Source organism: Salinimonas iocasae (assembly GCF_006228385.1).
GTDB lineage: Bacteria > Pseudomonadota > Gammaproteobacteria > Enterobacterales > Alteromonadaceae > Alteromonas > Alteromonas iocasae.
The window spans coordinates 207,429-234,183 of record NZ_CP039853.1; the positions used below are offsets into that span (position 1 = coordinate 207,429).

The 26,755-nt window shown below is 46.4% G+C and carries 28 protein-coding genes and 1 pseudogene; 23 read left to right on the forward strand and 6 right to left on the reverse strand.

Annotation, left to right across the window (positions count from 1 at the left end):
* The first annotated feature begins 30 nt into the window (after positions 1-30).
* The 3 genes from FBQ74_RS18235 to FBQ74_RS18245 all read left to right on the forward strand — a co-directional run bounded on the left by FBQ74_RS18235 (position 31) and on the right by FBQ74_RS18245 (position 3,381).
* Positions 31-960: a chromate resistance protein ChrB domain-containing protein gene (locus tag FBQ74_RS18235; RefSeq protein WP_049589047.1), complete on the forward strand. Its 930-nt coding sequence runs from the start codon at positions 31-33 to the stop codon at positions 958-960.
* A gap of 2 nt (positions 961-962) precedes the next feature.
* On the forward strand, positions 963-2,420 hold the full coding sequence (chrA, locus tag FBQ74_RS18240; protein WP_049589048.1) for a chromate efflux transporter: 1,458 nt from the start codon (positions 963-965) through the stop codon (positions 2,418-2,420).
* A gap of 118 nt (positions 2,421-2,538) precedes the next feature.
* Positions 2,539-3,381, forward strand: a complete 843-nt coding sequence (locus tag FBQ74_RS18245) for a DUF1259 domain-containing protein (protein ID WP_197044410.1) — start codon at positions 2,539-2,541, stop codon at positions 3,379-3,381.
* A 29-nt stretch (positions 3,382-3,410) separates the two neighbouring features.
* Here the strand turns inward: FBQ74_RS18245 and FBQ74_RS18250 are convergent, their stop codons facing one another.
* Positions 3,411-4,418, reverse strand: a complete 1,008-nt coding sequence (locus FBQ74_RS18250) for a tyrosine-type recombinase/integrase (protein ID WP_049589050.1) — start codon at positions 4,416-4,418, stop codon at positions 3,411-3,413.
* 207 nt (positions 4,419-4,625) lie between these two features.
* Here FBQ74_RS18250 and FBQ74_RS18255 point away from each other — a divergent pair, with 207 nt between their 5' ends.
* From FBQ74_RS18255 to FBQ74_RS18270, 4 genes are all read left to right on the forward strand, one after another.
* Positions 4,626-5,675 carry a DNA-binding protein gene (locus FBQ74_RS18255; RefSeq protein ID WP_049589052.1) on the forward strand — a complete coding sequence of 350 codons (1,050 nt, stop codon included), beginning with the start codon at positions 4,626-4,628 and terminating at the stop codon, positions 5,673-5,675.
* 237 nt (positions 5,676-5,912) lie between these two features.
* On the forward strand, positions 5,913-6,632 hold the full coding sequence (locus FBQ74_RS18260; RefSeq protein ID WP_139758161.1) for a hypothetical protein: 720 nt from the start codon (positions 5,913-5,915) through the stop codon (positions 6,630-6,632).
* A 1-nt stretch (position 6,633) separates the two neighbouring features.
* A complete protein-coding gene (locus FBQ74_RS19195; protein WP_232372035.1) occupies positions 6,634-7,059 on the forward strand; it encodes a hypothetical protein in 426 nt (141 codons plus the stop codon).
* A gap of 409 nt (positions 7,060-7,468) precedes the next feature.
* A complete protein-coding gene (locus FBQ74_RS18270) occupies positions 7,469-8,056 on the forward strand; it encodes a hypothetical protein (protein WP_139758162.1) in 588 nt (195 codons plus the stop codon).
* A gap of 57 nt (positions 8,057-8,113) precedes the next feature.
* Here the strand turns inward: FBQ74_RS18270 and FBQ74_RS18275 are convergent, their stop codons facing one another.
* Positions 8,114-9,058 (reverse strand): hypothetical protein, encoded by a 945-nt coding sequence (locus FBQ74_RS18275; protein ID WP_139758163.1) that lies wholly within the window; start codon positions 9,056-9,058, stop codon positions 8,114-8,116.
* A 587-nt stretch (positions 9,059-9,645) separates the two neighbouring features.
* Between FBQ74_RS18275 and FBQ74_RS18280 the strand changes: the two genes are divergently transcribed.
* Together FBQ74_RS18280 and FBQ74_RS18285 are read left to right on the forward strand one after the other, a co-directional pair.
* The gene (locus FBQ74_RS18280; RefSeq protein WP_139758164.1) at positions 9,646-10,005 is read left to right on the forward strand and encodes a hypothetical protein; all 360 of its coding nucleotides are present in this window, start codon (positions 9,646-9,648) and stop codon (positions 10,003-10,005) included.
* Between the two features lie 327 nt (positions 10,006-10,332).
* A complete protein-coding gene (locus FBQ74_RS18285) occupies positions 10,333-10,725 on the forward strand; it encodes an energy transducer TonB (protein ID WP_139758165.1) in 393 nt (130 codons plus the stop codon).
* Between the two features lie 172 nt (positions 10,726-10,897).
* Here FBQ74_RS18285 and FBQ74_RS18290 read toward each other — a convergent pair whose 3' ends face one another.
* From FBQ74_RS18290 to FBQ74_RS18300, 3 genes are all read right to left on the reverse strand, one after another.
* Positions 10,898-11,230: a YnfA family protein gene (locus FBQ74_RS18290; RefSeq protein WP_139758166.1), complete on the reverse strand. Its 333-nt coding sequence runs from the start codon at positions 11,228-11,230 to the stop codon at positions 10,898-10,900.
* A gap of 218 nt (positions 11,231-11,448) precedes the next feature.
* Positions 11,449-11,703 (reverse strand): hypothetical protein, encoded by a 255-nt coding sequence (locus tag FBQ74_RS18295; RefSeq protein WP_139758167.1) that lies wholly within the window; start codon positions 11,701-11,703, stop codon positions 11,449-11,451.
* Between the two features lie 92 nt (positions 11,704-11,795).
* Positions 11,796-12,395, reverse strand: a complete 600-nt coding sequence (locus FBQ74_RS18300) for a hypothetical protein (RefSeq protein WP_139758168.1) — start codon at positions 12,393-12,395, stop codon at positions 11,796-11,798.
* A gap of 499 nt (positions 12,396-12,894) precedes the next feature.
* On the opposite strand from FBQ74_RS18300, the gene FBQ74_RS18305 reads away from it, so the two are divergent.
* The 4 genes from FBQ74_RS18305 (at position 12,895) to FBQ74_RS18320 (ending at position 16,852) form a co-directional block, all read left to right on the forward strand.
* Positions 12,895-13,866: a calcium/sodium antiporter gene (locus tag FBQ74_RS18305; RefSeq protein ID WP_139758169.1), complete on the forward strand. Its 972-nt coding sequence runs from the start codon at positions 12,895-12,897 to the stop codon at positions 13,864-13,866.
* Positions 13,867-13,990: 124 nt separating this feature from the next.
* Positions 13,991-14,854, forward strand: coding sequence for a mechanosensitive ion channel family protein (locus FBQ74_RS18310; protein ID WP_139758170.1), 864 nt, complete (start codon positions 13,991-13,993; stop codon positions 14,852-14,854).
* 159 nt (positions 14,855-15,013) lie between these two features.
* A complete protein-coding gene (locus FBQ74_RS18315; protein WP_139758171.1) occupies positions 15,014-15,337 on the forward strand; it encodes a hypothetical protein in 324 nt (107 codons plus the stop codon).
* Positions 15,338-16,405: 1,068 nt separating this feature from the next.
* Complete coding sequence (locus tag FBQ74_RS18320) at positions 16,406-16,852, forward strand: hypothetical protein (RefSeq protein ID WP_139758172.1); 447 nt, start codon at positions 16,406-16,408, stop codon at positions 16,850-16,852.
* A 336-nt stretch (positions 16,853-17,188) separates the two neighbouring features.
* On the opposite strand, the gene hmpA is transcribed toward FBQ74_RS18320, so the two are convergent.
* Positions 17,189-18,379, reverse strand: coding sequence for an NO-inducible flavohemoprotein (gene hmpA, locus FBQ74_RS18325; protein WP_139758173.1), 1,191 nt, complete (start codon positions 18,377-18,379; stop codon positions 17,189-17,191).
* A 193-nt stretch (positions 18,380-18,572) separates the two neighbouring features.
* Between hmpA and norR the strand changes: the two genes are divergently transcribed.
* The 10 genes and pseudogenes from norR to FBQ74_RS19320 all read left to right on the forward strand — a co-directional run bounded on the left by norR (position 18,573) and on the right by FBQ74_RS19320 (position 26,735).
* Entirely contained in the window at positions 18,573-20,150 is a 1,578-nt protein-coding gene (norR, locus tag FBQ74_RS18330) for a nitric oxide reductase transcriptional regulator NorR (RefSeq protein ID WP_139758174.1), read from the forward strand.
* Positions 20,151-20,183: 33 nt separating this feature from the next.
* Positions 20,184-21,077, forward strand: a complete 894-nt coding sequence (locus FBQ74_RS18335) for an HPP family protein (protein ID WP_139758175.1) — start codon at positions 20,184-20,186, stop codon at positions 21,075-21,077.
* 176 nt (positions 21,078-21,253) lie between these two features.
* Positions 21,254-21,607 carry an MbcA/ParS/Xre antitoxin family protein gene (locus FBQ74_RS18340; protein WP_139758176.1) on the forward strand — a complete coding sequence of 118 codons (354 nt, stop codon included), beginning with the start codon at positions 21,254-21,256 and terminating at the stop codon, positions 21,605-21,607.
* A 65-nt stretch (positions 21,608-21,672) separates the two neighbouring features.
* A complete protein-coding gene (locus FBQ74_RS19200; RefSeq protein ID WP_223858566.1) occupies positions 21,673-21,858 on the forward strand; it encodes a hypothetical protein in 186 nt (61 codons plus the stop codon).
* Positions 21,859-21,929: 71 nt separating this feature from the next.
* On the forward strand, positions 21,930-22,352 hold the full coding sequence (locus FBQ74_RS19205; RefSeq protein ID WP_232372036.1) for an RES domain-containing protein: 423 nt from the start codon (positions 21,930-21,932) through the stop codon (positions 22,350-22,352).
* 73 nt (positions 22,353-22,425) lie between these two features.
* Positions 22,426-22,632, forward strand: coding sequence for a hypothetical protein (locus tag FBQ74_RS18350; protein WP_139758177.1), 207 nt, complete (start codon positions 22,426-22,428; stop codon positions 22,630-22,632).
* Positions 22,633-22,669: 37 nt separating this feature from the next.
* Positions 22,670-23,332, forward strand: a complete 663-nt coding sequence (locus FBQ74_RS18355; RefSeq protein ID WP_139758178.1) for a nucleotidyl transferase AbiEii/AbiGii toxin family protein — start codon at positions 22,670-22,672, stop codon at positions 23,330-23,332.
* 198 nt (positions 23,333-23,530) lie between these two features.
* Positions 23,531-24,070 carry a type IV toxin-antitoxin system AbiEi family antitoxin gene (gene abiEi / locus FBQ74_RS18360; protein WP_139758179.1) on the forward strand — a complete coding sequence of 180 codons (540 nt, stop codon included), beginning with the start codon at positions 23,531-23,533 and terminating at the stop codon, positions 24,068-24,070.
* A 573-nt stretch (positions 24,071-24,643) separates the two neighbouring features.
* Positions 24,644-25,624, forward strand: a pseudogene (locus FBQ74_RS18370) (IS5 family transposase).
* A gap of 781 nt (positions 25,625-26,405) precedes the next feature.
* Positions 26,406-26,735, forward strand: coding sequence for a four-helix bundle copper-binding protein (locus tag FBQ74_RS19320; protein WP_004587124.1), 330 nt, complete (start codon positions 26,406-26,408; stop codon positions 26,733-26,735).
* Positions 26,736-26,755 lie beyond the last annotated feature (20 nt).

Genomic DNA, 26,755 nt, shown 5'->3' on the forward strand with positions numbered 1-26,755 from the left:
TTTATAACATATATGTACTAAGATCTACGCATGTCCTGGATACTGCTGATACTTTCACTCCCCACTGAAAACGCCACCGTGCGCATGCGGGCATGGCGCGCCATCAAAGCCCTGGGGGCCGTTTCGCTGCGTGATGGCGTCTATCTACTGCCAGCCATCTCTGATCATGCCGAAAAGCTAGAGGCAATTGCCCAGGATGTCCGTGATAGTGGCGGGACCGCCCATGTACTGCACGCTAATGATCCTGAAACCGAAGCGTTCCCCCCGCTATTCGATCGCTCGGAAGACTATGAGTCGCTGGACTCGGCGATGGCGGACCTGCGGGCAAAGCTCTTGCCGGAAACCGCCATGGAGGTCATGAAGGAAACACGCAAACTGCGCAAAAGCTTCACGCGACTGTCAGCCATCGATTTTTTCCCCGGTGCCGCGCGGGATCGAATCGATACGGCTCTGAAACAGCTGGAAAGCGATGCCAACCGGGTCTTGTCTCCCGATGAGCCGCAGCCCGAACCTCGCACAATCCGCCGTCTTGATCGAGCCGATTATCAAGGCAGGCTCTGGGCGACGCGGCGTCGGCCGTGGGTGGACCGTTTGGCCAGTGCCTGGCTGATTGGCCGCTTCATCGATCCATCCGCACGCTTTTTATGGCTGGCCTCGCCGGACGACTGCCCGGATGAGGCGCTGGGGTTCGATTTCGATGGGGCGACCTTTACTCACGTGGAAGAAAAAGTCACTTTCGAAACGCTGCTGGCGAGCTTCGACCTGGATTCACCCGCGCTACTCCGGCTTGGAAAACTCGTGCACTACCTCGATGTGGGGGGACATCAGCCGCCGGAGGCCGCCGGGGTCGAGTGTGTATTGATAGGGCTGCGCGAAACCCATAGCGATGATGATCAATTATTACAAGCTGCCAATCAGGTTTTCGACAGCCTGTTGGTCACTTACGGTAAGGAACAATAACCATGCACGAACCGTCAACTTCATCTGTACCGCCAAGCAGCGGGTCCAATCAAATCACCAGGGATGCGACCGCTGGTAACCTCAATGCATTCGGCCATCACATCACCTTCGGGGAGGCCGTGCGTGTCTGGTTGCGGGTCGCCATCCTGAGCTTTGGCGGTCCCGCCGGCCAGATCGCGGTGATGCACCGTATTCTGGTGGATGAAAAGCAATGGGTCAGTGAGAGCCGCTTCCTGCACGCGCTGAATTACTGCATGGTGCTGCCCGGACCTGAAGCCCAGCAACTGGCCACCTATATCGGCTGGCTGCTGCATGGCATCAAGGGTGGACTGGTTGCGGGCGCCCTGTTCGTGCTGCCGGGCTTTCTCAGCATTCTGGTGCTCAGTCTGCTCTACGCTGGATTTCAGGAAGCGTCACTGGTGCAGGCCCTGTTTTTCGGTATCAAGGCGGCCGTGCTGGCGATCGTGATCCAGGCGGTGATCCGCATCGGCAAGCGCGTCCTCAAGAACGCCTACATGTACGCATTGGCGGTCGCCGCTTTCGTGGCGATCTTCTTCTTTGCCGTGCCTTTCCCGATCGTAATCGTTACCGCCGGATTGATCGGTCTGCTGGGTCGGCATGTCGATCCGGAACGCTTTGTGGTCATCAAGGGGCACGATACCCCCGAGGACGCCGGGCGTGCGATTGATGCCATGATGGAGGGCGGCGCGGCAAGCCATACCCGGGCGTCACGGGGGCGGGCACTCAAGGTGCTCGCCGTCTGGCTGCCGCTGTGGTTTGCGCCACTTGTCGCCCTGCTTGTGACCTTGGGCTATGAGGATGTGTTCACCCAGATTGGGCTTTTCTTCAGCAAACTGGCGGTTGTCACCTTCGGTGGCGCCTATTCGGTGCTGGCCTACATGGCCCAGGAGGCGGTACAAAACTATGGATGGCTGGCACCGGGGGAAATGCTGGATGGTCTGGGTATGGCGGAAACTACACCCGGCCCGCTGATCCAAGTGGTGCAATTCGTGGGCTTTATGGGGGCCTTCCGGGCTCCGGGAACGCTCGACCCCTTCACAGCAGGCATCTTGGCATCGGTTTTAGCCACCTGGGTCACCTTCGTTCCCTGCTTTTTGTGGATCTTCCTGGGCGCGCCGTATGTGGAAACACTGCGCGGCAACCAGGCGGTGAGCGCGGCGCTGTCGGCGGTCACGGCGGCCGTGGTGGGCGTGATGCTGAATCTCGCCATCTGGTTCGCGGTGCACGTCGCCTTTAACGAGGTTGAAACTGTACGGGCCTATGGTATGCTACTGCTGATACCCGCCTGGGGCAGCATCCACATTGTCAGCGTCGCGCTGGCCGCGGGCGCCTTTATCGCTATGTTGCGCTTTAAGGTGGGCATGTTGCCGATGATTTTAGTCAGCGCACTGCTGGGTATTGTGTACCATCTGTTATTTGCAGGCGTCCCGGCGGCGTAACCCCCCAATACAGCCAAAAATGTTTCACAGCAACAAAAAAAGAGGAATAGCCATGACAATGTCTCCGCTTCGAGCATTCATTCTAATGTGCGCTTTATTCATTCAAGCATCCATAACAATGGCCGACGATTCCGGCCGCCTCGATGATAAGGCCATTGGCCAGGCGGCTGGCACCCAGGCAACGGCCAAACCTGATGGCGTGGTGCGTATCGGCTGGAAGCGCGACGACGTGCCCGTCACCGTTGACGGTATGAAGTTCCCGCCGCCGGCGGGCCTCGGGAGTTGGGCCGCGTTCAAGGCCTTGCCGGAGGGTGGTGTTATGGTGATGGGGGATACGGTGGTGTTTGAGGATGAAATCACCCCGGCCATGGACGCCGCCTTTGCCCACGGCCTGGACATCACCGCGCTGCACAACCATTTCGTGTTCGACCGTCCGCCGGTTTACTTTATGCACATCGGCGGCCATGGACGAAACGCCGAGTCACTCGCCGAAGGCGTCAAGGCCATGTGGGATGCCATTAAACAAGTGCGTAAAAAGCATCCCGTACCGCAAGAACGATTTCCGGGTGATGTGCCCGATATCACCGGCAAATACAACACCAAGACGTTGGAAAAGATTCTGGATGCCGAGGGCAGCCTTAACGGGCAGGTGCTGAAATTCACGTTCGGGCGCAGCGCCAGAATGCACGGTGTGGAATTTGGCGCATCCATGGGCCTGTCCACCTGGGCCGCCTTCTCCGGGAATGAGAAGCAGGCGGTCGTCGATGGGGATTTTGCCATGACCGCGGACGAGATCCAGCCGGTGATGCGGACGCTGCGTCAGGCGGGCATCCACATCGTGGCGCTGCACAACCATATGACCGGTGAAACGCCTTCCTACTATTTCCTGCATTATTGGGGCAAGGGCAAGCCCGAGGATCTGGCGAAAGCGATACGGGCAGCGCTGGAGACGCAAAGATGAATTGAGAGTGGGATTCGTGATTTGACGGGTTATACGGGGTCGATCAGCGTGACCAACTTTTCCATCAATATCAGCGAGGCATTATTCGAAAGTTGCTGGCCTTCTTCGATGTACTCCCAGACCGTTGCATCGCTTTTCCAGCCGCCTTGTTTCTTGATCAGCTCGAAGTCTACCCGTTCTCGAGCCGCCGAAGTGGAGAGGCCGCGGCGAAAACTGTGACTGCTCAACTCGGGCACGAAGTCGAACTGACAGGCCTTGCCCAGGGTTTTGAGCAAGTCATTAATTGCCCCTGGGTTCAGAGGCCTGGGCGTCACCTGATCCCAGCGGTTAACCGGCCTAAAGAGCGGGCCGCTATCAATCTCAGCGCTATCCATCCAGGCCTTGATTGCTGTAGCCGGACAACAACCTGGTGTACCGAAAGGTAAGGCGCGGGCCAGCCCTGTCGCCTGTTGATCCGTTTTGGAGCGCGGCAACCGGATGATCAGGCCTTCCGGCTCCCAATTCAGATCACTGATTTGAATGGCCACCAGTTCGCTGCGACGAAAAGCGCCGAAAAAGCCGGTCAACACCAGGGCGATATCCCTATGCTTCTTTTTGCTATCCGGCAAACACCGCAGGTAATCCACCATTTGTGCGATGTGTTCCAGGCGTAGGGCCTTGGCCTTGCGTTTGGGTTGGCCATGAGTGCGACGAATGCCTTCCATGGTTTTCCGCACCAGGGGATCGCGCACCGGATCAGTGACGCCTTGGTAATGGTGCCACTGGCTAATGGCGGTGAGGTGGAGATCTAACGTCCGGGCGTTGAGCGATTCGGCCCTGGCGAGCAGATAGCGCACCACCGTATCTCGGTCAGTCGGCAACCGGCCACCCCATTTCTCAAATTGGCGAATGGCGGATCGGTAGGCCTTGCGGGTGTTATCGGAGGTGGCCGCCTGGAGGTAGTGCCGCAGTGACTCGGATTCCCGATGAGCAATCTGGTTCGATTCCTCATTACGTAATGCTAAGTCGGTGGCCATTTTGGGTGGTTTGGTGTTCATGAATTGGATTCCTATCGGTGTCACCAGAAAGGCGGCTATGTACCGGCGTTACAAGCAGAAGATTTTCAGCTTAATACCATAGCCAACGATAACCTTGATTATCGAAGGTTAAAAATTGAAACTCAAGAAACTTTGATAAGCATAAATATAATGTTATATTACGTGTTACATAATACGTTACTAAATAGTTTGAGAGGAAATCTCCCTATGGCACGCGCCGGAGTCACTTTCCACGATGTCGCCAAAGCCGCCGAAGCCATCAAAACCCAAGGCCAGGAGCCTACGGTGGATCGAGTGCGGGAACATATGGGCACCGGCAGCAAAAGCACCATCGCGCCGCTGCTCAAGCGTTGGCGATCAGACAACGGAGAGGCAGCCGATATCGGTGGACTCCCGAACGACCTGGTGGAGGTAGTGAAATCACTCCACGAGCGGGTACAGCAGATGGCCGACCACCGTATTGAGGAGACCCGTCAGGAATTTGAGGCGTCAAATAAAGAACTCCGCAAAGAATTGGCCGATTCCAAAAACACCATCGCGCAACTTACTGCCCGACAACAGGATCTTGAGAGCCAGATTGAACGGCAGAACAAAGAAAAAAGCGCGTTAGACAAGTCTCTGGAAGATGTGCGTATCAGCCTGGTCAAAGCCGAGGCCCAACGAGACGAAGCCATTGTGCGAACCGCTGAATTAAAGGAAAGTATTGCGGAACTTAAGCAGGAAAATAAGGACATCCGCGATCATTTTGAACATTATCAGCAGCGCACTGCCGAAGACCGTCAGCAAGAACGCGAACAGTTCCGGATCGATACCCAGGGGTTGAAAGACCAGATGCAGGAACTGCAACACCGGTTCGACCAGGCTGAGTCAAGAGCGTCCGAGTTATTTGATGCCAATGCGCAGTTACAAAGCAATGCCGATAAACTTGAACAGACCAATGCGACGCTAAACAGGGATTTGAACGGAAAGGTAGATGAGACCCAGAACCTGAAGCGCAACCTTGAAGACGCCATGACGAAGAACCAGGAATACCAGCATAAAAATGAGCAATTGGCAGAAAAAATAGCAGCTCTCACTGCTCAGAAAGCAGATGTCGATAAGGAATTGGCCGTGTTATCCCAAGCTTTGAAGGCCACCAAAACCGAGTTGAAAACCATCCAGGATAAAGTGACGTATCTGACCGATGAGAACAAGGTAATTCTTCAGGAAAAGGCGATGATCCTAGGACAATTCAAACAACTCCAGGGTTCGCTATGAAAAAGGCTGTCACAGCATTGAATATTCGGTAATGTTCCAAAGATGACCAAGTTTTAAGGGCAAATGCCGGGTTAGCGGCTATCTGACGGAAACCTACGGTTTCGAGGGTGCCACAGGATTCAAAACCGTAGGTTTTCGTTCAAATGCCCCCGCTGGTCCTATAAAGGATTTTTTAGTCGGTATTTCACACGTCACGCTAACCCAACTTACTACTGTTTTGATAACGCGTACCGCCACTTGTTTTTAGGAGCGTTACAGCGTTTTGCGCCTGGTGTGTTTTGCCAGGTAGAAACGCTTTCTTTCAAAGAGGCTTTAGACTTTATGGCGGGTGATGAACACGGTGTCGACCCCTGGCAAAAGTTACACATTGAGCTTTTTTCTGGTCAGCTATCTCCTTATTCGGATTATGCAGTGTGGCCCGTTTTACTCGAAGCATTCTTAGAAGCGATAGAGACTATTCAAATAGTTGTAAAGGACCACAGCCCGGCTACCAGGGAAATGAAAAGGCTTATTGCCTTTCATACCGCGGCGATTCCAGTACATAGCTGTGAAAAATTGCAAGCTTTGCACCGGGCCGGACGTCTCAACATCCGAGCTAAGAAAGTTCGTTCAAAGGACATCGTGCATGATAAATCGTCCGATACTGTGTTTATTGATGCTCGAGGGAATCTTCCGCCTATCAATAGCTGCCTGAATACAGACAAAATCGCTAAGGCTCTTGGTATAGCACATATGGGCAAAGCAAAACTTTGCAGAGAAAAGGCCTATGAGATTGTCGTAAACGGAGAAGCCAGCGCCATCCATCTGGGCTCTGCACACCTTATCCCGGACAAGCTCAACACACCTGGGCTTGATACCTGTCTGGACATGGCTAAATCGCAATTTCTTTATATTAAGAACTGGTTAGCTAATACTACCGTAACAACGCAAACCATCAACTCTTCGACAGTTACCTGAAATGTATACAGCTATTCTACTTAGTGCATTAATGTCTCTGGCAATCATCGTCTTTCACTATGGTGCCCTTCGGACGATAACCTCCGTTTCCAGAAAATTCAGTTCTCACTTTGCAATGAGCATCACCGTAGTCAGTTTTCTGTTTCTGTTGCACTTAATTGAAATTGCCTGGTATGCGGCTCACATATACGCTGCCTACGAGTACATAGGCATTATGGGGTTTTCGCAAAACTTTGTCCCTGTGGCACAGGATTATTTTCATATTGCCGCGTCTGGCTACACCACGCTAGGGGCATTCTCAAATAGTCCTATTGATAACCTGGCGATTCTTGTTGATTTGACCTCATTGACAGGTTTCATGATGCTTACCTGGTCAGCTACTTACTATTACAATATTTTTTCAAACTCACATACTCCCAACGGGTAAATAGAGCAGGGCTCTTGCCACACATCAAAAATGAGTATGCTCAGTATACGAAACGAACCGGCATTTTTTCCTCTACATGCGTTGAAATACACAAATGTCGTATCTCTAAGCAAATGAATCTTCTGGCACAATTCAAGCGTGACCTGGAGAGCTTAGATGCTTGTCTCCAGCGGGTGAAATAACAGCGAAAAGCACTCAACATTCTGACTATGAGAGTCGGCATTGTCATGGCTTTAAAATCTTCACCATTCTTCCCACCGCTTTGACAGATTTAGATAAACTTCCTGACTTCGGTAAAACACACTAGAACGCCTGACTTCATTGCTTCGACATTTGGGTTCTTTTCCTTAAATAACATGATACGGTATTATTTTTATGTGACCGCAATGATTGGTTTTAGGTATATTTAATGGATCTAGTAAATCTTGTAGCAGGCGTCTCAGGTGCGGTGGTTGGTGGAGGGATTGCAGGCTATTTTTCAATTAAAGCCACTGAGAAGGCATTTAAAAATCAAAGACTGCTAGCTCAGGAAAACGAAGCTCAATTGCTCAACAACTTCCTATTAGCTATCTATGATGAGCTAGACACTCTATATGATCGGTATAGCGATACGGTAGGCGGCTACATTGAGGGGTTGAAAGAAGGAGATGCCTTAAATTTTTATTACCCTGTCGTGAGCGATTTTTTTATTGTATACAATGGGAACAGTTTTTTGCTCGGCAAAATCGATGATGACGTATTGCGTAAGAAAATTGTTGCAACTTATACATTAGCAAAAGGACTGATTGACTCTTTCCACTTAAATAACGAGTTAGTCAGTAAGTTCGAGTTTGCCAATAAGTTATATTACGAATCAAAGAGTGATATACATAAAGAGCAAGCTTCTGCGCATTACCAGCAACTTATTGCCTACGCTAAGACGCTTAAAGCTGGACATTATGAGTTCAAAGAACAAACTTTGAGTTTATTGGCTTTATTGAGAAAGCGAGATGTCTAGCAACCAGGTTATTATAGAAAAAAGCAGAGGAAGAGCTCCCTCTGCTACCAGCCGGGCCTAGCCTGCCCGACGTTTGGTAAAGCCCAGGGCAAGCATTACCAGTCCAAAGATGCCCAGCGTAGCCGGTGCCGGTACCTCATTAATCTGTGCTGACATTTCTGCGTACGAGTGACCGATTACAATATCTCCGTCCAGCAAGCCGGAAAGATTCAGGCCTAATCCAGACAAATCTACGGCATTAAAACTTAGTCGTAACGCGTTTACGCCCATTGAACAGAACATATCATTACAACTGCCGTACTGTTCATTAAGAATCAGGTTTAAACCCGCGATTCCGCTGACATCAAGCACTTCAAAGTTCGGCGACGCGGCAATAAAGCCATCCGCATCCACTTCGAGCCCTAATGAAGCCAGGTCTAGCTCACCCAGACCGAACAGATTGATAGAGAGGTCTTCTATATAGGAGCTCCCCATTGCATCGAAGTCACCGTAATCACCCGAGACTGACGCTTCAGAGTAAATCGTTGAAGAAGATAGGTTAACCGCCGTATCGGTTATCACAGATAAGAAGGTAGTATTAACAACATCCAGGCTCAGGTCATTGACAGTAGCCGTCGCGGACGTCATTCGGGCCCCCATACCGCCATCAACATTGGAGCTGGCGGTTGCGCCCAGTAAAGTTTCATCTGCCAGAGCAGCAGCCTGAACATCCAGCAGATTACCAACAGTAACTCCGGCGCCAAGGTCTACCTCTGCACCCAGAACACTGTTATTTATATTGTAAGGGGCTGGCGCGCTACCAGACACGCCAGAAGGTGCAGTAACATCCACTGTTAAAAGTTCGCCGGCAACATTAATATCCACGCCCAGTGCATAGGCATCACTGTTACCGGATATCACGGTGGCATTGGCAACACTGGTTTGAATTACCGCTGCTACAGCGACATACTTAGCGACAGGTACCACTTTCATCATTGTTGCATTAACTATGTTTGACTTCATTGTCTTCACCTTTTTGTATTAGAAAAACTAGATCTAAGTCTAATTGACTAATTACTAGGCGATATCCGTGGCAATTTTGTTAACAGATTGTTATTTCAGATTATTTTTCGAACAATTCATTATAGGTAGTGTCATTTTGTTACCAGGTGTAAAAATACTGGACACTTTTTAACCACATGTTGCATTCGTATTCATCTTTCCAAGAACAGATGATTCCGTAATCTACAAGGAAATTGAGAGGAAATATCATACGTTACTTATTTTTATTCTCACTGACTGTGACCTTTGGCGTGTTGTAGCGCTACATTATAATTCCAGCGGGAGATCAACGGGTACGCTTTGGATTTCTTCACAATTTATTTCTTTCCGAAATATTGAAGGTGTCACCACAAAGCTTTCTGACAAAAAAACTGGTGGTAGCTTAAGAAATGCACAATATGTATATATTCAATGCTGTTGAAATGAGGACACATTGCTCAAGGCTGTTGAAATGAGGACACATTGCTCAAGCTCGAACGTTGTATGCTATTGGTTTTTGCTCTATTGTTGACCATCACTGTTATGTATCCAAAACAAGGAAGAATTGGATGTCACAGAAAAACGTGTCTTACTCATCAGTTATTTTGATATCAGTCATAGCTTTCTATGTAGGGCTTCTCGTCTGCGCTACCTTGCTGTTTTTCACCTTTGATTTTCCTGTACCAATGTCATCCGACGGTGCATCGCTATCCCTCAGTGATCCTGGAAATCATGTGGAAACAGTGTTTTATTCAGCGACGTTCTACTTTTTATTTGCTTTGGTGCCAGTAATGTTGCTGTATTTTCTTACCGGACTTCATAAGCGATTTTTGAACGCTAAAGCGACTAATTTCTCATGGTTATTTGTGTTAGGGGCGTTATACGCAATATTACTTACAAATTTGGATTTTATTATCGGGCCGTGGTAATAAATGAGGTGAATACAATGCGAAGTATTTTGGTATGAGAGACATTCAATGGCTCTATCAAAATCACTTGCAGTAAGGTATGGGCTTGGTAGAGCACAGTCGGCACAGAAAAAATGCCAGCGAAGCCCAGCATTACCAGCTCTCCCTTGACATAGTGGCTTATTATATCGCCAGGCATTCAAGTCAAGGTTATTCAATAGTGCGTTATACAAAAAGGTTCTAGCGCTGCCTCATTATGCGTCAGGATTGTTATCGCTACTTATAAGCGATACCTTGAAAAGGTGCTCGGCTGATTTCATTTTGTCGACAAATATAAAAGGGATATTTATGAAAAAGATAACTTATCTATTAATCACATTCTTCTTAGCAGGCTGTTCAACCAATCCATCGACTTATGTTAACACCTCACCTGAACCGATTGAGGTGTCTGTTGATGTTTTGCCTCAATACTGGAAGGTCGATTTCGAGACCTTTTCATTTAGCTCTGAGTATGACGGAGAATTTGGGCCGAGGCCTGCTGGGCACGTAAAAATCCGATATCTGATAGATTCAAATGGAAACCCTACCCATCTGAGCGTTGTTGAGTCACACCCCGCTGGCGTCTGGAATGACCAAGGGTTGCTTGCGGCAGAGCAATTAAAGTATTCACCTTCAAAAAAGAATAAAACAAATACCCCTGTCTACGTTACGACAGAATTTCATTTCAAAGAAATAAAGTAGCGCAGATAGGCGGCATAACTTCGTTGGATATCAGTCATGCATTTGGTGGCGTAACTTAATAAAATTGAACTAATAGCTGTCACCCAAGCCTTACGCACCTAGCTTAGTTGCATACATTAAAGAAGCCCGTTTTGTATGTAGTTGAGTATTTGGCATTTAATCGGACACTTGGTCAGGTGCCGCGAGGAGCGAACATAATAATTGCCATACCCAGTAGTGCTACGCCTGAGCCCACAATATCCCAGATTGTTGGCTTTATCCCATCTACCAACCATAACCAGAGAATAGCCATGAGTATATAAACACCACCATACGCAGCGTAAATCCGGCCTGCTGCCGTCGGGTGCAATGAAAGTAACCAGGCAAAAACGATCAGGCAAAGCGAAGCAGGAACAAGCAGCCAAACAGATTTGTTCTCTCGTAACCAGAGATATGGCAGATAGCAACCCAGAATTTCGGCCAGAGCGGTAATAAAAAAAAGACCAACTGTTTTTATCTCAAACAAAAACTAATCCTCGGACTGAAAAAGGTAAAATCTAATAATATCCGCTTTACAGGCAGTGTTCCGGCATAATGATAAAATATCACCTAAATGCGCTGGGCATGGTTAGAAGCATTTAATACAAGCGCATATGAAACTCCCTGAGCTAGCGCCTGCGGCATGTATTAATGCTGCTGAGAGACAAACTTGAAACTTTTGTATTCTGCGGTTTGAAAGTAACTCTACTTAGTCTGATGGCGTTTAATATCCATATTAAACCCGCGTCCTGCGGAACGCCTGGGCGTTCTACGTATGGAAACCATTAAAGAAAGCACCAAACCCAGCCCAACCCCCATCACAAGACCGCCTGCAACATCCTGGCGCAGACCCATTACATCACCGGGCGTTCGTACCATGGTGATCCAGAAAAACAGCAAGAAGGTGATACTTGAAATGAGAGGTATCAGTGTTATTTGAACGCGCTTCACTATCGTCATCGCCCCCTGTTGAAGATATATCTGCAATATACTTAGCGTGGCAGAAAAAAGCGTAAGTTCCAATCTATCAGGATAAACACTTTATTAAGAGTTTATTCGTTGATCAGAGAGCCTTGTGCTCTTTTGATAAAGTGCTCACCGTCAAGCGCGCCAAGAAGCTCCAACGCCACTTTTTTAAATTGATAATGCTCACGCTTTAGAAGACTTGCGTGTTCTTTAAGTGAATCTTTAGATTCTATGACACCTTTATCGCGGTGCCCAGATTCGCGATGAGCCCGCTGCCTTTTTTCAAACTCATCTAATAAATCATTGTTGGTTCGAATAGTCTCATCCATCCGCTTCATCATAATGTAAGTTTTGATTATTTGGCTTCGAAGCTGCTTATTCGACACTTTACTCAAAAGGAATTCTCTACCGTCATAAAGCAAAAAGAAATCTTTTTGCAGAACATAGTGACAGAGCAATGGCTCCCCTTGTTTTAACGCCTCTATTGCCATCCCTGCGTTGTCCTGATAATGCCAAAACACTCTGTTCATCTTGTTTTTAAGTGATGCCAAGAATGTTTCAGATAAATGCTGGTCATAATATTTTGAAGCGGCAGCATGTCTGGATAATTTGCGGCGAGCGACAAGCATTAATAACCCGGCAGTCAACATACCCAAGGTCACAGCACCGATGATGATCAGTGGCAAATTTATAATCCCCATAAGTTAACGCAATCATAGATAAGTAAGAAAATATCGTAGCCAAAACAAGCAGATCAGATGGAATAATTTGGTCATAGCTACCTTTATAGTGTAGTTAAGTTACCTGTTTCATCAATCGCTATTTAAATGGTCTTAGTCAAATAACGTGGAGCGCTTTACAAAAACATTTTCGTAATTTGTATTATTTAAATCTTTCATCTATTCTACTCTCACTTAGGGGAGTAGTCTCCTGCACCATGCAGGGAAGCTGTCAACAGTCTCCGAGCTTTTTAGCTTGTGGCAGTTTCGAGCCTTACCGGCTTTGACAAGACTTAAGGCAAAGTTCCATTTCGGGCAGAGGTGGTATTTTGTCTTTGGTCTTTTCTGCCCTAAGGAATATTCTTATGAGCTACCTACCGGCAACCGCCAGCACTTCCTGGACGCAGAGCCTTTTCATTACCCTCTTTACTCAAATTACATTCGTACGTGCTATGGAGGCGAAGTCATGCTATTAGCCTCCGTAGCGATTATCGTCGGTTTCGCATTACTAGTTTGGAGTGCTGACCGATTTGTAGAGGGCGCGGCTGCCACAGCAGGACATGCAGGCCTTCCTAGCATTCTTATCGGTATGGTTATCGTTGGTTTTGGCACCTCGGCGCCCGAGATGGTGGTATCGGCCATGGCCGCCAGTGACGGGAGCCCAGATTTAGCATTAGGAAATGCGCTAGGCTCCAACATTGTCAACATCAGCCTGATCCTTGGTGTCACAGCGATTATCGCACCTATCGCTGTTCAATCGCAGATAATAAAACGTGAGTTACCTCTGCTCGTGGCCGTTGTTTTATTCAGTGGCTTTTTACTTTACGACGGCAATTTAACCTTTTTTGATGCGATTCTTCTTCTGTCAGGCTTGCTGGCTTTTTTGGTGTGGTCCATATATTCAGGGATGAAAAATCCCGGCGATGCGCTGGAAACCGAGTTCGACTCAGAACTAAAAAGCCATTCAATGGCCTTTGGTAAGGCAATTTTCTGGCTGGCTGCTGGCTTAATTTTACTCATTATCAGCTCCCGGCTCCTGGTTTGGGGCGCCGTTGAAATAGCCTCAGCGTTAGGTGTCAGCGACTTAATCATTGGGCTGACCATCGTGGCATTGGGAACTTCTTTACCCGAGCTAGCAGCTTCTATCATTGCTGCAAAAAAAGGAGAACATGACATTGCTATTGGTAATGTCGTGGGATCAAATGTATTCAATATACTTGCCGTGGTAGGGATAGCCGGTATGATTGAGCCCATATCGACTATTTCTCCCGCTGTATTCAATCGAGACTGGAGTGTAATGCTGGTTCTTACGGTTATGCTGATGATAATGGCTTACGGATTTGGTCGTCAGGGTCGAATTAACCGTGTGGAAGGCACGGTTTTATTAAGTGCATATGTTGCTTATAACGGATATCTGGTCATGGATGTACTTGCATAAAATATGCTCAAATGACGAATAATGATGCAGCTATCTTTATGTGCTGCGTCATCGACGGGCGAATTCTTACGGGATGCTTCTTACAAAGCTTTCTGATTAGGTAAACAATTTTATAGGGTGGACCATGGATCCCATTTTAAACTTTTTTTCCGCACATCAGCTCCAACTTATCGCCATTGCAAAAAATACGTTGCTTACACTGTTTATTTTGGTTGCAGCCAGCATTGGCGCAAAGCTATTAAAGCGCGCCGTCCATAAAGCGGTTTACCATTTAAGTAAGCAAGATGAAATTATCACCAAGCTTCTTACAACAATGTCCGGCTATATCGTTTATTTAATTGCGTTAGTGATTATTTTGGACCTGTTTGGCGTGAATACCGCCAGCCTGGTCGCACTTGTGGGTGCCGCAGGCCTGGCGATTGGCCTGGCATTAAAAGATACGTTGAGCAATGTAGCAGCGGGCGTCATGTTGTTATTTTTAAAGCCATTAAAAAAGTCTGAATTCGTCGAAGTTGCCGGGAGTGCTGGTAGCGTGACAGATCTGGGTTTGTTTACCACGGTGCTGGAAACAGCGGACGGAATTTTCGTATCTATTCCCAACAGCACTGTGTGGGCAAGTGCCATTAAAAATTATACGCGAAATGAAAAGCGTCGTATGGATCTGACCATTGGAATTTCCTATGGCGACTCAATTGAGGACGGCCTGGCCGCATTAAAAGAGCTGGTAGCAGAAGAGTCCAGAATATTGCCGTTACCGGAGCCCCAATACCTGGTTCATACTCTAGCAGATAGCTCTGTAAATCTTCAATTACGTGCCTGGGCACCTACGCCTGAATACTGGGATATTTACTGGAAGACGCAGCGCAAAATGAAAGAGAAGGTTGAAAGTAAGGGGATAACCATTCCGTTCCCGCAACGCGACTTGCATATCATACAAACTGGTAATGGCAGTAATAGTCAGGAGCGCGAGTTGAGCATTCCCCAGTAAATAATTCAGATTAGTCATAACCGCAGTATTAACCACACTGGTCTCTTGGGCTCGTAAAGCCGAAATGATGAGAAAATCCGTGGTTGGCTTGGCTAATTTTTTTATAGCACCTACCCTTTAGCTATTTGTCACAAAATGTTGGAGAAAATTAAGGTGGGAGTGCTAGAGGTTCATGTATTTTCTGACAGCTTTAAGGTGATGGCAATTCTCTTAAACGAGCAAAAAATAAATTGGGGGCTTAAGATATGCAACACCGGTGAAAAGGCGGTTTCCAGCGGTGTTATTGAAGTTGCGGTAACAGCGCAGGGCACAACGTCAGTTGCTGCTGTACTAAAGCGGTTCGTGACAGGTTGTGATGCACCCAGCATGATGCTTACCACGAAATCGGGCAAGCCTAAAAGCGTCAGTCAATTTTCTGAAACTGAGCTAAAGGCAATACTTAGCAGTGTTGACTGGTTGGCGGCGATTCAAACCTGTAGCTGATATTTTATTACTGATTCCGCTCCGTTAAAGGGAGGCTATTTAAGAAATAACAATCTGGTCTGCTAAACGCACTGATACCAGGCCATCACTGAGTGCTGGTAAAATGCCTCTCAAAAGCAAGCTTGTACCAATATAAATCGGACGTTTTTATTAACACCCCAATCAGGTTTACACTGCTTTAATTTGTGCTATAAAATTAATAATAAGAAAGTAAAGCCACGATAATCATGGAAAAATTAATAGCAAGGCACATTAAAGCTGTTGAAAAGTTTGAAATGGATTTGAGAAGCCACGAGTTCTATTGGACAGTGAAAGAGGCACGATCTGAGTTTGACGATATTTGTAAAACAAGTAGCGTTCTAGTTGAAAAGCATAGATACATGCTTAGAGAGTGGCGTAAAAAGATGAATTTGTTAAAAACGCTGAGGGATTAGCAAAGACAGCGCACTGCTGTGGTAAATACGTGTAGCCCACTTTCTCGACGTATCTGGCGCAACTCTGTGCATTTTCCCTATAACAAATCTTTGTAAAAAAATTCTGCTCGTCCAAACTCCTTCAATCAAGGGCTTTACTGATTAACTTCCTACAAAATTATCTTATCATCAACATTTCGGGGCCTACTCAATCGCCCCTCAATATTCTAAGGATATAGATCCTAAGGCTCTCCCCCTTGAGAAACATAAGTAATAGCACAAATTGCGGCCTACTCTCTGCTTTGTTAAAAATTGTTAACATTTTGGAAAGCAGAGGGTAAGTCTTGGTCAGGAAAAACTATCTCCGAACAGTCTTTTTTGTTTGCCTATTTGCCACTTCCTCTTGTGCATACGCGCAAGAAACAATCCAGTACACTAAGGATAAAAGGCTGATAAACAATGATTTCAAGATATTTTATGTCTGGGGTATAAACAAAGGGCTTGCGCTTGAGTTTAGTTTCGAAACTGATGTAGTGGCAACTGAGCCATTTAATAAAGTTTGGTGGGATATTTTTGATATCCACTTTAATAAAATGAAAAAAATCACTAGCCACCAAGGCCACAGAGTAAACTTTTCCCCAGCGTTAAAATATATATGGGCGCAGATAGGAATGCCAGATACAGTGATTTCAAGCTACAAGGTGTTCAGCCCGATTATTCGATTATAAGTGTTAACCAATATGTATTTGAGGAGTCAGGCCCCAGCTATAAACTCATTGAACCTGCGCTTCTGGCCAACGGCTTCATTCGATTTGAGTACGACAAGGCGCTCGGTGAAACCGATGGTAAAACCGTTAGCAAGGTTGTTTTACTGGAAACAGAAGGGGTTTTTGAGCAAATTTCTCAGGCACGTCAAAAGACAAAAGTGACCGCCCAGTCAATGCGCAAAACTATTCAGCTCCGTTCAGAGGAAGCACTAACAGATGCAAAATTTTTCTATGCTTGGTTTTATCCACTCTTTGCTCTCTTCGTGATAGTCAATTTATTTATACTTTTTCACGTTATAAAAGCTATGCTCGCTAAAATAATGAGGAAGGGGTAGCCCGGGTTTTAATTAACAGTGAAATTTCAATGATAGGTTTTTTTCGATAAAAATTATTACACTGCCTATACGAATACAGTTAATCATCTCCCCCAAGCGGGAACCTGACGCTTCGTTAAAAAGGTGTACGCTTATCCATATAAGTGATGTCCTGGAGCGTAAACTTATTTCGACGACTAATAACCCCCTGTTGCATTAAAATCATAAAAAGCAGTATGTGAGGTGATTAACTAACATTAGATTTTACATCTTTGATTTAGACGTCTTAGTGGTTGAAAAAAGGGCTTCTCAATAAGTGACGCAAAGGTTGATTACCTTTGCGTCACGAGTGGATAATCAAATATCTTTATGAGGACCAAACAACTCATAGTGAATGCGGTCATTATCAATCCCAACGTTTACGAGCTGCTGTTTCACAGAAAGCATAAATGGTACCGGCCCGCATAGGTAGAAATCGCCGCTGTTTAACGGAAGCTTGTCTTTAACTGCTTCAATTTGCAGGGTGCCTTCAAACTCCCCGTAATTGAGTTTTGGAGAGTTTTCGTACCAGGTATACACCTGCATATCCAGTGCACTCATAAGACTTTCGACATGCTGTTTAAAAGAATGCTGCGTAGGGGTTTTGCATGCATGAAGATAGCTTATCGGGTATTGATGTTGCTGCTGTGCCAGTGTGTCTAACATTGCCTGCATGGGAGTCAGTCCAACACCGGCCGAGATAAGCACTACCGGTGATGCTGATTGTTTTAGATAAAAGTCCCCGGCGGGCGGCATCAGCTCAACGATATCACCTACATTAAGGTGGTTGTGCAGATAATTGGACAGTACACCAGCTGTACTGTCGTCACCTTCTCGTTTAACACTTATCCGGTACGTATTTCCATTGGGCGCTGTTGAAAGCGAATACTGACGGATTTCCTCATACTGGCTGCCTTCAGGGTGTACTTTAATGCCAATATATTGCCCTGGCTGAAAATCAATAACTTTTTTGCCATCTACTGGTTCAAACACAAAGCTGGTGACAAGATCGGACTCAGGCGATTTCGCTGCAATACGGAATTCCCTGAATCCTTCCCAGCCGCCTTCTGCTGCCGCGCGCTGACGGTAAAGATCGCCTTCTATCTTAATAAAGATATCTGCCAGCTGACCATAAGCTGCTACCCATGCCTCTTCAACCGCGGGAGTAAAATCATCAGATGCGAGCTCTCGCAATGTCTCAATCAGATGGTGACCGACGATTTCATATTGCTCAGGCTGAATATTAAAGCTGGTATGTTTGTGGGCAATGCGCGTCACCGCATCTTCTAATACATCCAGATCATCAATGTATGTGGCATAGGCCGCTATCGCGTCAAAAAGTGCTGCTGGCTGACGACCGGTTTTTTGATGGGTCATGTTAAACACATTCTTAAGCTCGGGATTATGTGTAAACATGCGCTCATAAAAATATGTGGTGAGAGCGGTTCCTGCGTTGGCAAGTAATGGAATAGTCGCTTTTACGGTCTGAATATGTGTCTGTGATAACATTAGGGTGCTCTTTGGTTAGACAATATACTGTTGCTTGCTAAAGCAATTGCCAAACGCGTGCCACAAAAATATACATTCAAAAACATAGGCTTAAAAAAACGCAAGCTAAAATGTGTCAAAATGACACACGCAAAAAATGTCATATGATTTCTTTTGTGTCAAAATGACACGATAATTTGGCGGTGCAGAAATAATGAATAGAATATCCAGCCATGCTTTAATCAACTTTGCACTGGATTTATCAAGTGCAGTCACCACAGAAAATTCGTTTGAAAGATTGATTGCCGCGATTTGTGCAACTATAAGTTGTGACGCGGTTGCGCTGTTACTTCATGAACAGGGTACGCTAATCCCCGTGGCGCAGCGCGGTCTTAGCCCAGATGTCATGGGGCGTCGTTTTCTAATTCACCAACATCCCCGCCTAAAGGTCATCTGTAACGAGTATAAAGCGGTTCGTTTTGCCGCAGACTGTGCACTGCCTGACCCTTACGATGGGATGATTTGTAACCACGATACCATTACCGTGCATTCCTGTATGGGCATAACTCTATATAAAAACAGCCAACTTTTGGGTGTATTAACGCTCGATAGTGTGGCGCCGAATCAATTTGATTTACTGGATAATACAAGCCTGGATACCCTGGCTTCACTGGCGTCCGGATTTTTAGCCTCTCGTTTGATCATTGACCAACTACAAAGCAAAACCAATCAGGCGCAGCATATTCTGCAAGCCATTAGTGAGCATAATGCGGAGGAGCACAACCAAGCCGAGATGATAGGTACCAGCACCGTAATAAAATCCTTAAAAAAATCTATCCGCTTAGCCGCCTCTTCTGAACTCACTATTCTAATAGAAGGTGAAAGCGGGGTGGGTAAAGAGTTAGTTGCCCGCGCTTTGCACCAGCAATCAAACCGAAAAAGCAAGCCACTGGTGTATGTCAACTGTGCTGCCATTGCGCGCCACCTGATTGAAAGTGAACTATTTGGCCATGTTAAAGGGGCGTTTACGAATGCGGATAAGGATCGCCAGGGCAAATTTCTGTTAGCAGACGGCGGAACTTTGTTCCTGGATGAAATTGGTGAGCTTCCCCTGGAGGTGCAAGGTACTTTGCTTCGTGCTATCCAGCATCAGGAAATACAAGTTGTAGGCAGAGATACTGTTCGAAAAGTTGATGTCAGGATCATTGCTGCTACTAACCGGCATCTTGAAGAAGAGGTCAACGCCGGACGTTTTCGTAACGATTTGTATCACCGGCTTGGTGCATTCCCTATACACGTTCCTTCTTTAAGAGAGAGACGAAGTGACATTCCACTGCTGGCCGGTTTTTTCACCGAAAGAACTCGACGCAAGCTGGGTTTACAGCAACTGACTATCTCAGGACAGGCGATGGAAAGTATCGTCAGTTATGCATGGCCGGGCAATATCCGTGAACTCGAACATGTTATCTCCAGAGCAGCACTTTATGCCCGAGAAGAAATGCCCACCGGTGTCACTACAATATCGCCGACCCACCTGACCGGTTTGCAACTTAGTTATTCATCTTTGCAGGCGGATAAAGAGGTCCCATCGCCCACGGTTGAGGCACAGCCTCCGGTGGATCTGAAAGTTCAAACCGATGCATTCCAGCGGACGCTTATCAGCGACACTCTCAAACACACAAATGGAAACTGGAGTAAAGCGGCACAACGTTTGTCTATGGACAGGGCCAATCTGAGTCGCCTGGCCAAGCGCCTGGGTGTAAAAGTTGAGAAAAAGGTGACGCAGCAGTGACTGTGTTATCCCCGGACAATGTGAAGGAATAATATGTTAAAAGCCGTTTTTCATTTTTTAGGTATTCAGAATAGTGTTGTCACCTCCGAAAAACTCGTAGCGACCCTGGGCGGCATGCTAGCCATTTTTTGCTGTTTTTACACTACGACTTGGATGTTAGGTACAGTGGGTTCTGCAGCGATATTACCGTCAATGGGAGCCTCAACCGTATTACTTTTTGCCGTACCGCACGGCCAGCTATCAACCCCATGGGCGCTGTTTGCAGGAAACTTGTTATCCGCTGCGGTCGGTGTCACCAGCGCTCAATTTATTGAAAATATCTTTGTGGCTGCTCCTGTGGCCGTTGCCGGCTCAATACTGGTTATGCACATCTCCCGGTCACTCCATCCACCAGGCGGTGCAACCGCGCTCGCCGCAGTGATTGGTGGCCCGGTTATTGAGCAACTTGGCTATGGATATATTATTACGCCCACGCTCATCAACTGCAGTATTTTGTTTGCGGTGGCCATGATTTTTAACAATTTCTTTGAATGGCGCCGTTATCCTCAAAGCCTAATGCGTTACAAAACCATCGGATATCACCCCGATACCCGTAGAATAAAGATGCGCCATATTCATGAAGCCATAAAACGTTCCGATTTAGTTATTGATGCCAGCGACAAGCAACTTAAACATATTATCGATCTAGCCGACGCCGTCCTTCATGAAGAGCTTATTGCCGGATTTGAACTGGAAATAGGCGCGTTTTATACCAATAACAAACCCGGGAGGTTGTGGTCAGTCCGCCAGGTGATTGATGAAAAAGCCCACAAGAACCGCCATCAGCATATGCTAATTTATCGCACTGTAGGAGGCAGCGGAAAGGGGCAGTCTGGGTATTGCACTTACCAGGAATTCGCAGAGTGGGCAAAAGAGAAGATGGTGTAAATCCCACCAAATTATTTATACCCATTATTAATGGTTTCGTGCAGATCATGTTCTGTCAGATATTCTAAGAATGTCAGATCGCTCAAGTGCAAATTGCTACGTACAAATATGTGCGAAAATTAGGCTAACTGAATACAATTATACGTATTCAGTGATTTCAACTTTAAAGGGGCATCATGGGACGCCAAAGTGTAGACAGACAGATGGTAGTTGCTAGGGCTTATAGGAGCGCCTACAAGGACTTCGGCTTAACCGATGCCAAGGCAGCGGCAATTTTAGGTGAGACTCACACAAGGTTTACGCTTTCGCAAGGGTTTAGTTTAAGCAGCAAAGAGCATGAAATACAGGTGCTATTCATCCACCTTTACCAGTCGTTATATGCAATCCTTGGGGGCGATAAGGCTGCAATGAAGCATTGGTTCTCAACTTCAAACAAACATTTGCGCGGTATACCCATGCAATTAGTCACACGTATTACCGGCCTGGCTGAAATAAATGCGTACCTGGATGCTATGCGAGCCAAGGTTTGAAGCCTCTTGAAGTAATCGGTCATTGTGGTGGCCTACGCGTGTATGAAGGCTCAGTAGACCGGCTAGTGGAATCTCAAGAAGAAGCGGCAACTTACGCTTTGGTGGATGGTCTTGAAGTTCAGGCGGTATTGGAGGATATACTTAAAGACTTCAAGCCGCCCTACCCTGAAGATATCGGCAAATACGACTACCTGATTAAAACCCCGTTCCGGTACCCACCTCTCAAACATGGATCACGATTTGGTACCTAGGCCGAGGCGAGCTATTTTTCGCAAGTGAAGATGAGCAAACATGCCTTGTCGAAGCAGCTTTTTATCGGTTTGTGTTCTTCGATGGTACGGAAACAGCATATCCTGGTAAAGCACATTCTGATCACCAGCTATTCTCTGGTCATGCAGAAACAGAAAAGTTAGTAGATTTGACGAAAGCTTCGGATGCTAACGTTATCGCCGAACTCTTAAGTAAAACGTCCTATGCGTATTCGCATGCTGTAGGCGGTGAAGCACGTAAGGCTGGTGCTGAGGTCATCAGATTTATATCAGCCAGGGCAGGTGAACGAATAAATGTGGCCATTGATACACCGGCAGTGATCACGTCGACAAAGCCGGAAAACATCACGGCAGTCCAGTGCGAAACATTACCGAGCGGCAAAATTTTAAGGTTTTCTCTGCCAAGACAACTCCCCGTGACATTTCGTATTAAACGATTTTATGTTGGTGGGCGGCTCCCCTACCCAGCTGCGTAAGGAAACGCATTTGTGCCTTAATAAATGAGTATGTTGTGTGTACACTCAGCTATAAGGTAATTTTGGACAGTGCATGATTCAGATTACAGACTACCCACAATTGGAAGCTATCTTATGGGACCAGAAAGGTCGCACTGAAATAAGCGACAAAGAAGCTTTCACCTACTATGAGAGCCGCTGGCGTTACCTGGATGAAGACCAGTTAACGGAAGATGAGCGCGTCCTTATCGACCGGCTAATTGCAGAACAGGGCAACGGCCACTTTTTACCGGCAGACTGATGTGACTTATAAATATAAGCGACATGAAGTCGTCGCAATGGCGTTGGCCATCTTCAACAAAGACTTTCTGCGCAAGAATCATGTTTTGGTTGGTGGTGATACCCGGATAGTAATGGAACTGGGCCAATACCGCGAATCGGGTAATATTGATTTTCTATGCTTAGATACTCAAAGTTTCCGAGCTGTAAGAGCTCAGGTCAGCACAACCAGCCTGGGGGAAATAACCACTAAACCTTTTGAGCTGGCGCGTGAGGTTATATGCGACCAGTACGGGATAAGGACGGTCATAAGCATAAACGGTACATCGTTGACGGTAGAGATTAAAAATCTCACAGGGTTTCGATTAAAAAAAGCAATTAAAGCGCCCTTCCCCGCTGAGTGTATTGACCGGTCAAGTTGTTATATCACCAAGATACTCTCACTTACTGACGGAGGGATGGCGCCAGCCAAGACAGACTTTATCGATCTGTTGATGATGTTTCATCAATGGGGGGCGCCCCCACAAGAAGTCTGGGCGGAGGTAGATCGTCATTACGGTACAACTTCGAAGCAAAAGCTACTGTGTGAGTTAAAAGGCTTTATAACTAACCCCGAACAAGTTTTTGCTGCCGCAACTCGACTGCAGATATATTCACCACAAGTTCACAACCAGCTTTTGAGTAGCGCGAACTTGTGGAAAGACCAACTAATCAAACGATAGTGGTCGGTTTGTGAATCATTTAGGTCCATTCTTGCCGCTGCACTCTATGATCATCACACGCAAAACCCATTTCGTAAAACGGTCATCGGAACAAACCTTTATATCTACAACTTTTCGCCATAGAGATGAAAATGTGTAAACTAGCAAATTTATGCTATTATCTACACATAAATTCGCCTATGTGGAGAAAAAGTGTATATGAACTTTGCTCTTAAGGTTACTACTGCACTTCATCTTGCCATTAAAAACGGTCACTTCGGGATATTTACGACCCGCGATATCGGATTGGCAACAGAAGAAAGCGTAAATGACAATTTTCGAAAGAAGTTGTCCAAAGGTGTTTCAAAGAGATGGCTATTGAAAGTTTGCCGGGACATATATGCATTACCTGGCAATGAGCCTACAAAACGAGGAGTGCTTGAATATATTGCCTCTCGTTTGCACTGGGATAAATTTATCTATGTCAGCTTAGAAAGTGAACTTTCTAGACAAGGGATAATATCGCAAATCCCCTTTGGCTACCTTACCGTTATGACACAAGGGCGCAGTGGTAAAATAGAGACGCGATATGGGACAATCGAGTTCACGCACACAAGTCGCAAAAACCTGTCCGAGGAAGATGTGTATTATGATCCTGATACACGGATTTTTCGGGCCAGAGCCAAGCGTGCGATTGCTGATTTAAAGCGGGTCGGGAGAAATACGGACATGATAAATGAAGAGGTCGTCAATGATTAGTGATTTGGTCACTCGGGCAATTGAGAACAATCCACTATTGATAGGTGTAGCGGCCTGACATCTTATTTTGCCTGACCCGATTTTATCAGCATGTTCTGACCCACAATCATTGATTCTACCCTATGAGGCTGGCTCACTTTAATTAAGAATGGAACCACATTGATTAACACTGGGACTGATTTCATCGGCTTGGGCCCACTTTAATCGACTCTAAATTGGCAGTCCTGCTTCACGCATTTCAGCTGTCATTTCTTTCGCTCTATTTGGTTCTAGCCCTCCAGAGAATAATTTTCTTATTTCGGATGGGCGATAGCGGAATTGTTCAGCAATGACGCGCTCATTGTAACCATGCCTGATAAGTGTCGGTTCAATTTCATATATGCGGCTAGACAGTGTTTCCTCCAAAAGGTCAACATTGATAGGTTTTATACCGACTTTGTAAGCTTCTTCTAGGGCTAATGTTAGATGTTGTTCTACCTGAAGAGGCGTACTGAGATGTTCAGCTAGGGAAGATGCGAATAAGTCCTGAATGTGAGATCATAGCTGCATAGTAAATCACAGCCATTACCGCCCATGAGCCAACAGTTAACTTTTGCCGATAGTGAGTTTTCCAGCAAACGTCGCCAGACGAGAAAAGAGATTTTCTTATCCAGAATGGATAACCTGCTGCCGTGGTCTCAACTGCTGGAAGTGATTGAACCCTTTTATCCTAAAGCAGGCAATGGCAGACGTCCGTATGCGCTTGAGACCATGTTTCGCATTCATTGTATGCAGCAATGGTATAGCCTCGGTGATGAAGCGATGGAAGATGCGTTATATGAAATTGCTTCGATGCGTCAATTTGCGCAACTATCACTGGATAAAGCCATTCCTGACCGCACAACCATTATGAACTTCCGGCACTTGCTGGAAAAACACAAGCTGACTCGCCAATTATTCAAAACGGTCAATCAATGGCTGTCTGACTGCGGTGTGATGATGACGCAGGGCACACTGGTGGATGCCACGATTATTGAAGCCCCCAGCTCCACTAAAAACAAAAAGAATGAACGTGACCCGGATATGCATCAGACCAAGAAAGGTAATGAGTGGCACTTCGGTATGAAAGCCCATATCGGTGTGGATGCCAAGAGCGGTCTGACTCATACGCTGGTGACCACCGCCGCCAACGAACATGACCTGAATCAGATGAAGAACCTGTTGCATGGCGATGAGGAATTCATCTCTGGCGATGCTGGATATCAAGGCGCAGAGAAGCGTGAAGAACTTAAAGAAAAGGATGTGGAATAGCTGATTGCTGAGCGTCCCGGAAAAGTTCGGGCACTGAAAAAGCATCCCCGCAAAAACAAAACTGCCATCAACATCGAATATTTAAAAGCCAGCATTCGGGCGAAGGTGGAACACCCGTTTCGCATCATCAAATGCCAATTTGGTTTTATCAAAGCTCGCTATAAGGGATTGATAAAAAATGACTCACAGTTAGCCATGCTATTCACCTTGGCGAACCTGTTTAAAGTAGACCAGATGTTACGACGACAGCCAAGATCTGTCTAAAATCCGGGAATAGCCCGGAATAAGGCCAAAATCCTGCCTAAAACAACGGCATATTGGCCTAAATTGCAAAATTAGAGTTTAAAAATTAGGCAGGTGATGCTGCGGCTTAACTAAGCGTTAAACTGCGGGACTTATTCGCAGTTTCCCTAGTTTGCGGCTAGTTTTGCGGAGCAGGCTGACTATGGGCTGAAACCTTTGTGTATTTACTGAATCTGGTAAGATTTCTAATCACATTTGGTATTTAGTGCAATTAACGAAGCAATTGCTGCATCGCTGAACTTGAGGAACAGTTTTGAGCAACTGGAGAACCGCAATTTTTGGAGGAACAGTTTCGCCTGGTGCAGCAGAAGCAGGATGGGAAAAGCAACAAAGCCAATGTAACCAGGGCTGGGGGAGCTGTTTAATGAAACAGAAGAGATAGCCGCTGAACCTAACACTGAGCAGGAAGCTATTTACTCTGTCCGCACAAAGCGCAACCCGCTATCCCAAGCACCGCGTTAGGACGTGATAGTTCACGATATTGCTGAGGAAGATAAAGTCTGCTTTCACTCTCCTATATTTTCTTTGTAATTAATTCAGGATAATAAGGAATTATTACAAATCTTTTAAGTACCTCCAGATCCTAAGAGCGCAGAGATGCTTCAATTTAAGCTGCCGGCAGCTTGGTGCGAGGGGAGTATTAGAATTTCATACGCACGATAACAAGCGACTGGCATAAATGCTGCTTGCCTACAAAGTTCCGAAGTTAGGTGTATAAACCATAAACAAGAGGAAATAATTTATGTCTCATAATAAATTTACTAGTTGTATTGAAGCTTGCTACAAATGTGCAACTGCCTGCGACCATTGTTCAACTGCCTGTTTGCAGGAGCCTGATCCTGCGAAAATGGCAGATTGCATACGTGCAGACTTAGACTGTGCTGATATCTGTCGGCTAGCTGCGGCAGCAATGGCGAGAGGAAGTGAGCATGCCAAGCAAATCTGCCGTCTCTGTGCTGACATATGTGAAGCTTGCGGTGAGCTTTGTGCTAAACACGAACCGGATCATTGTCAAGAATGTGCTCGTGCTTGCAAATCTTGTGCTGATGAATGCCGAAAGATGGCTGCCTAAGCTAAGTAAACCGTACTTTG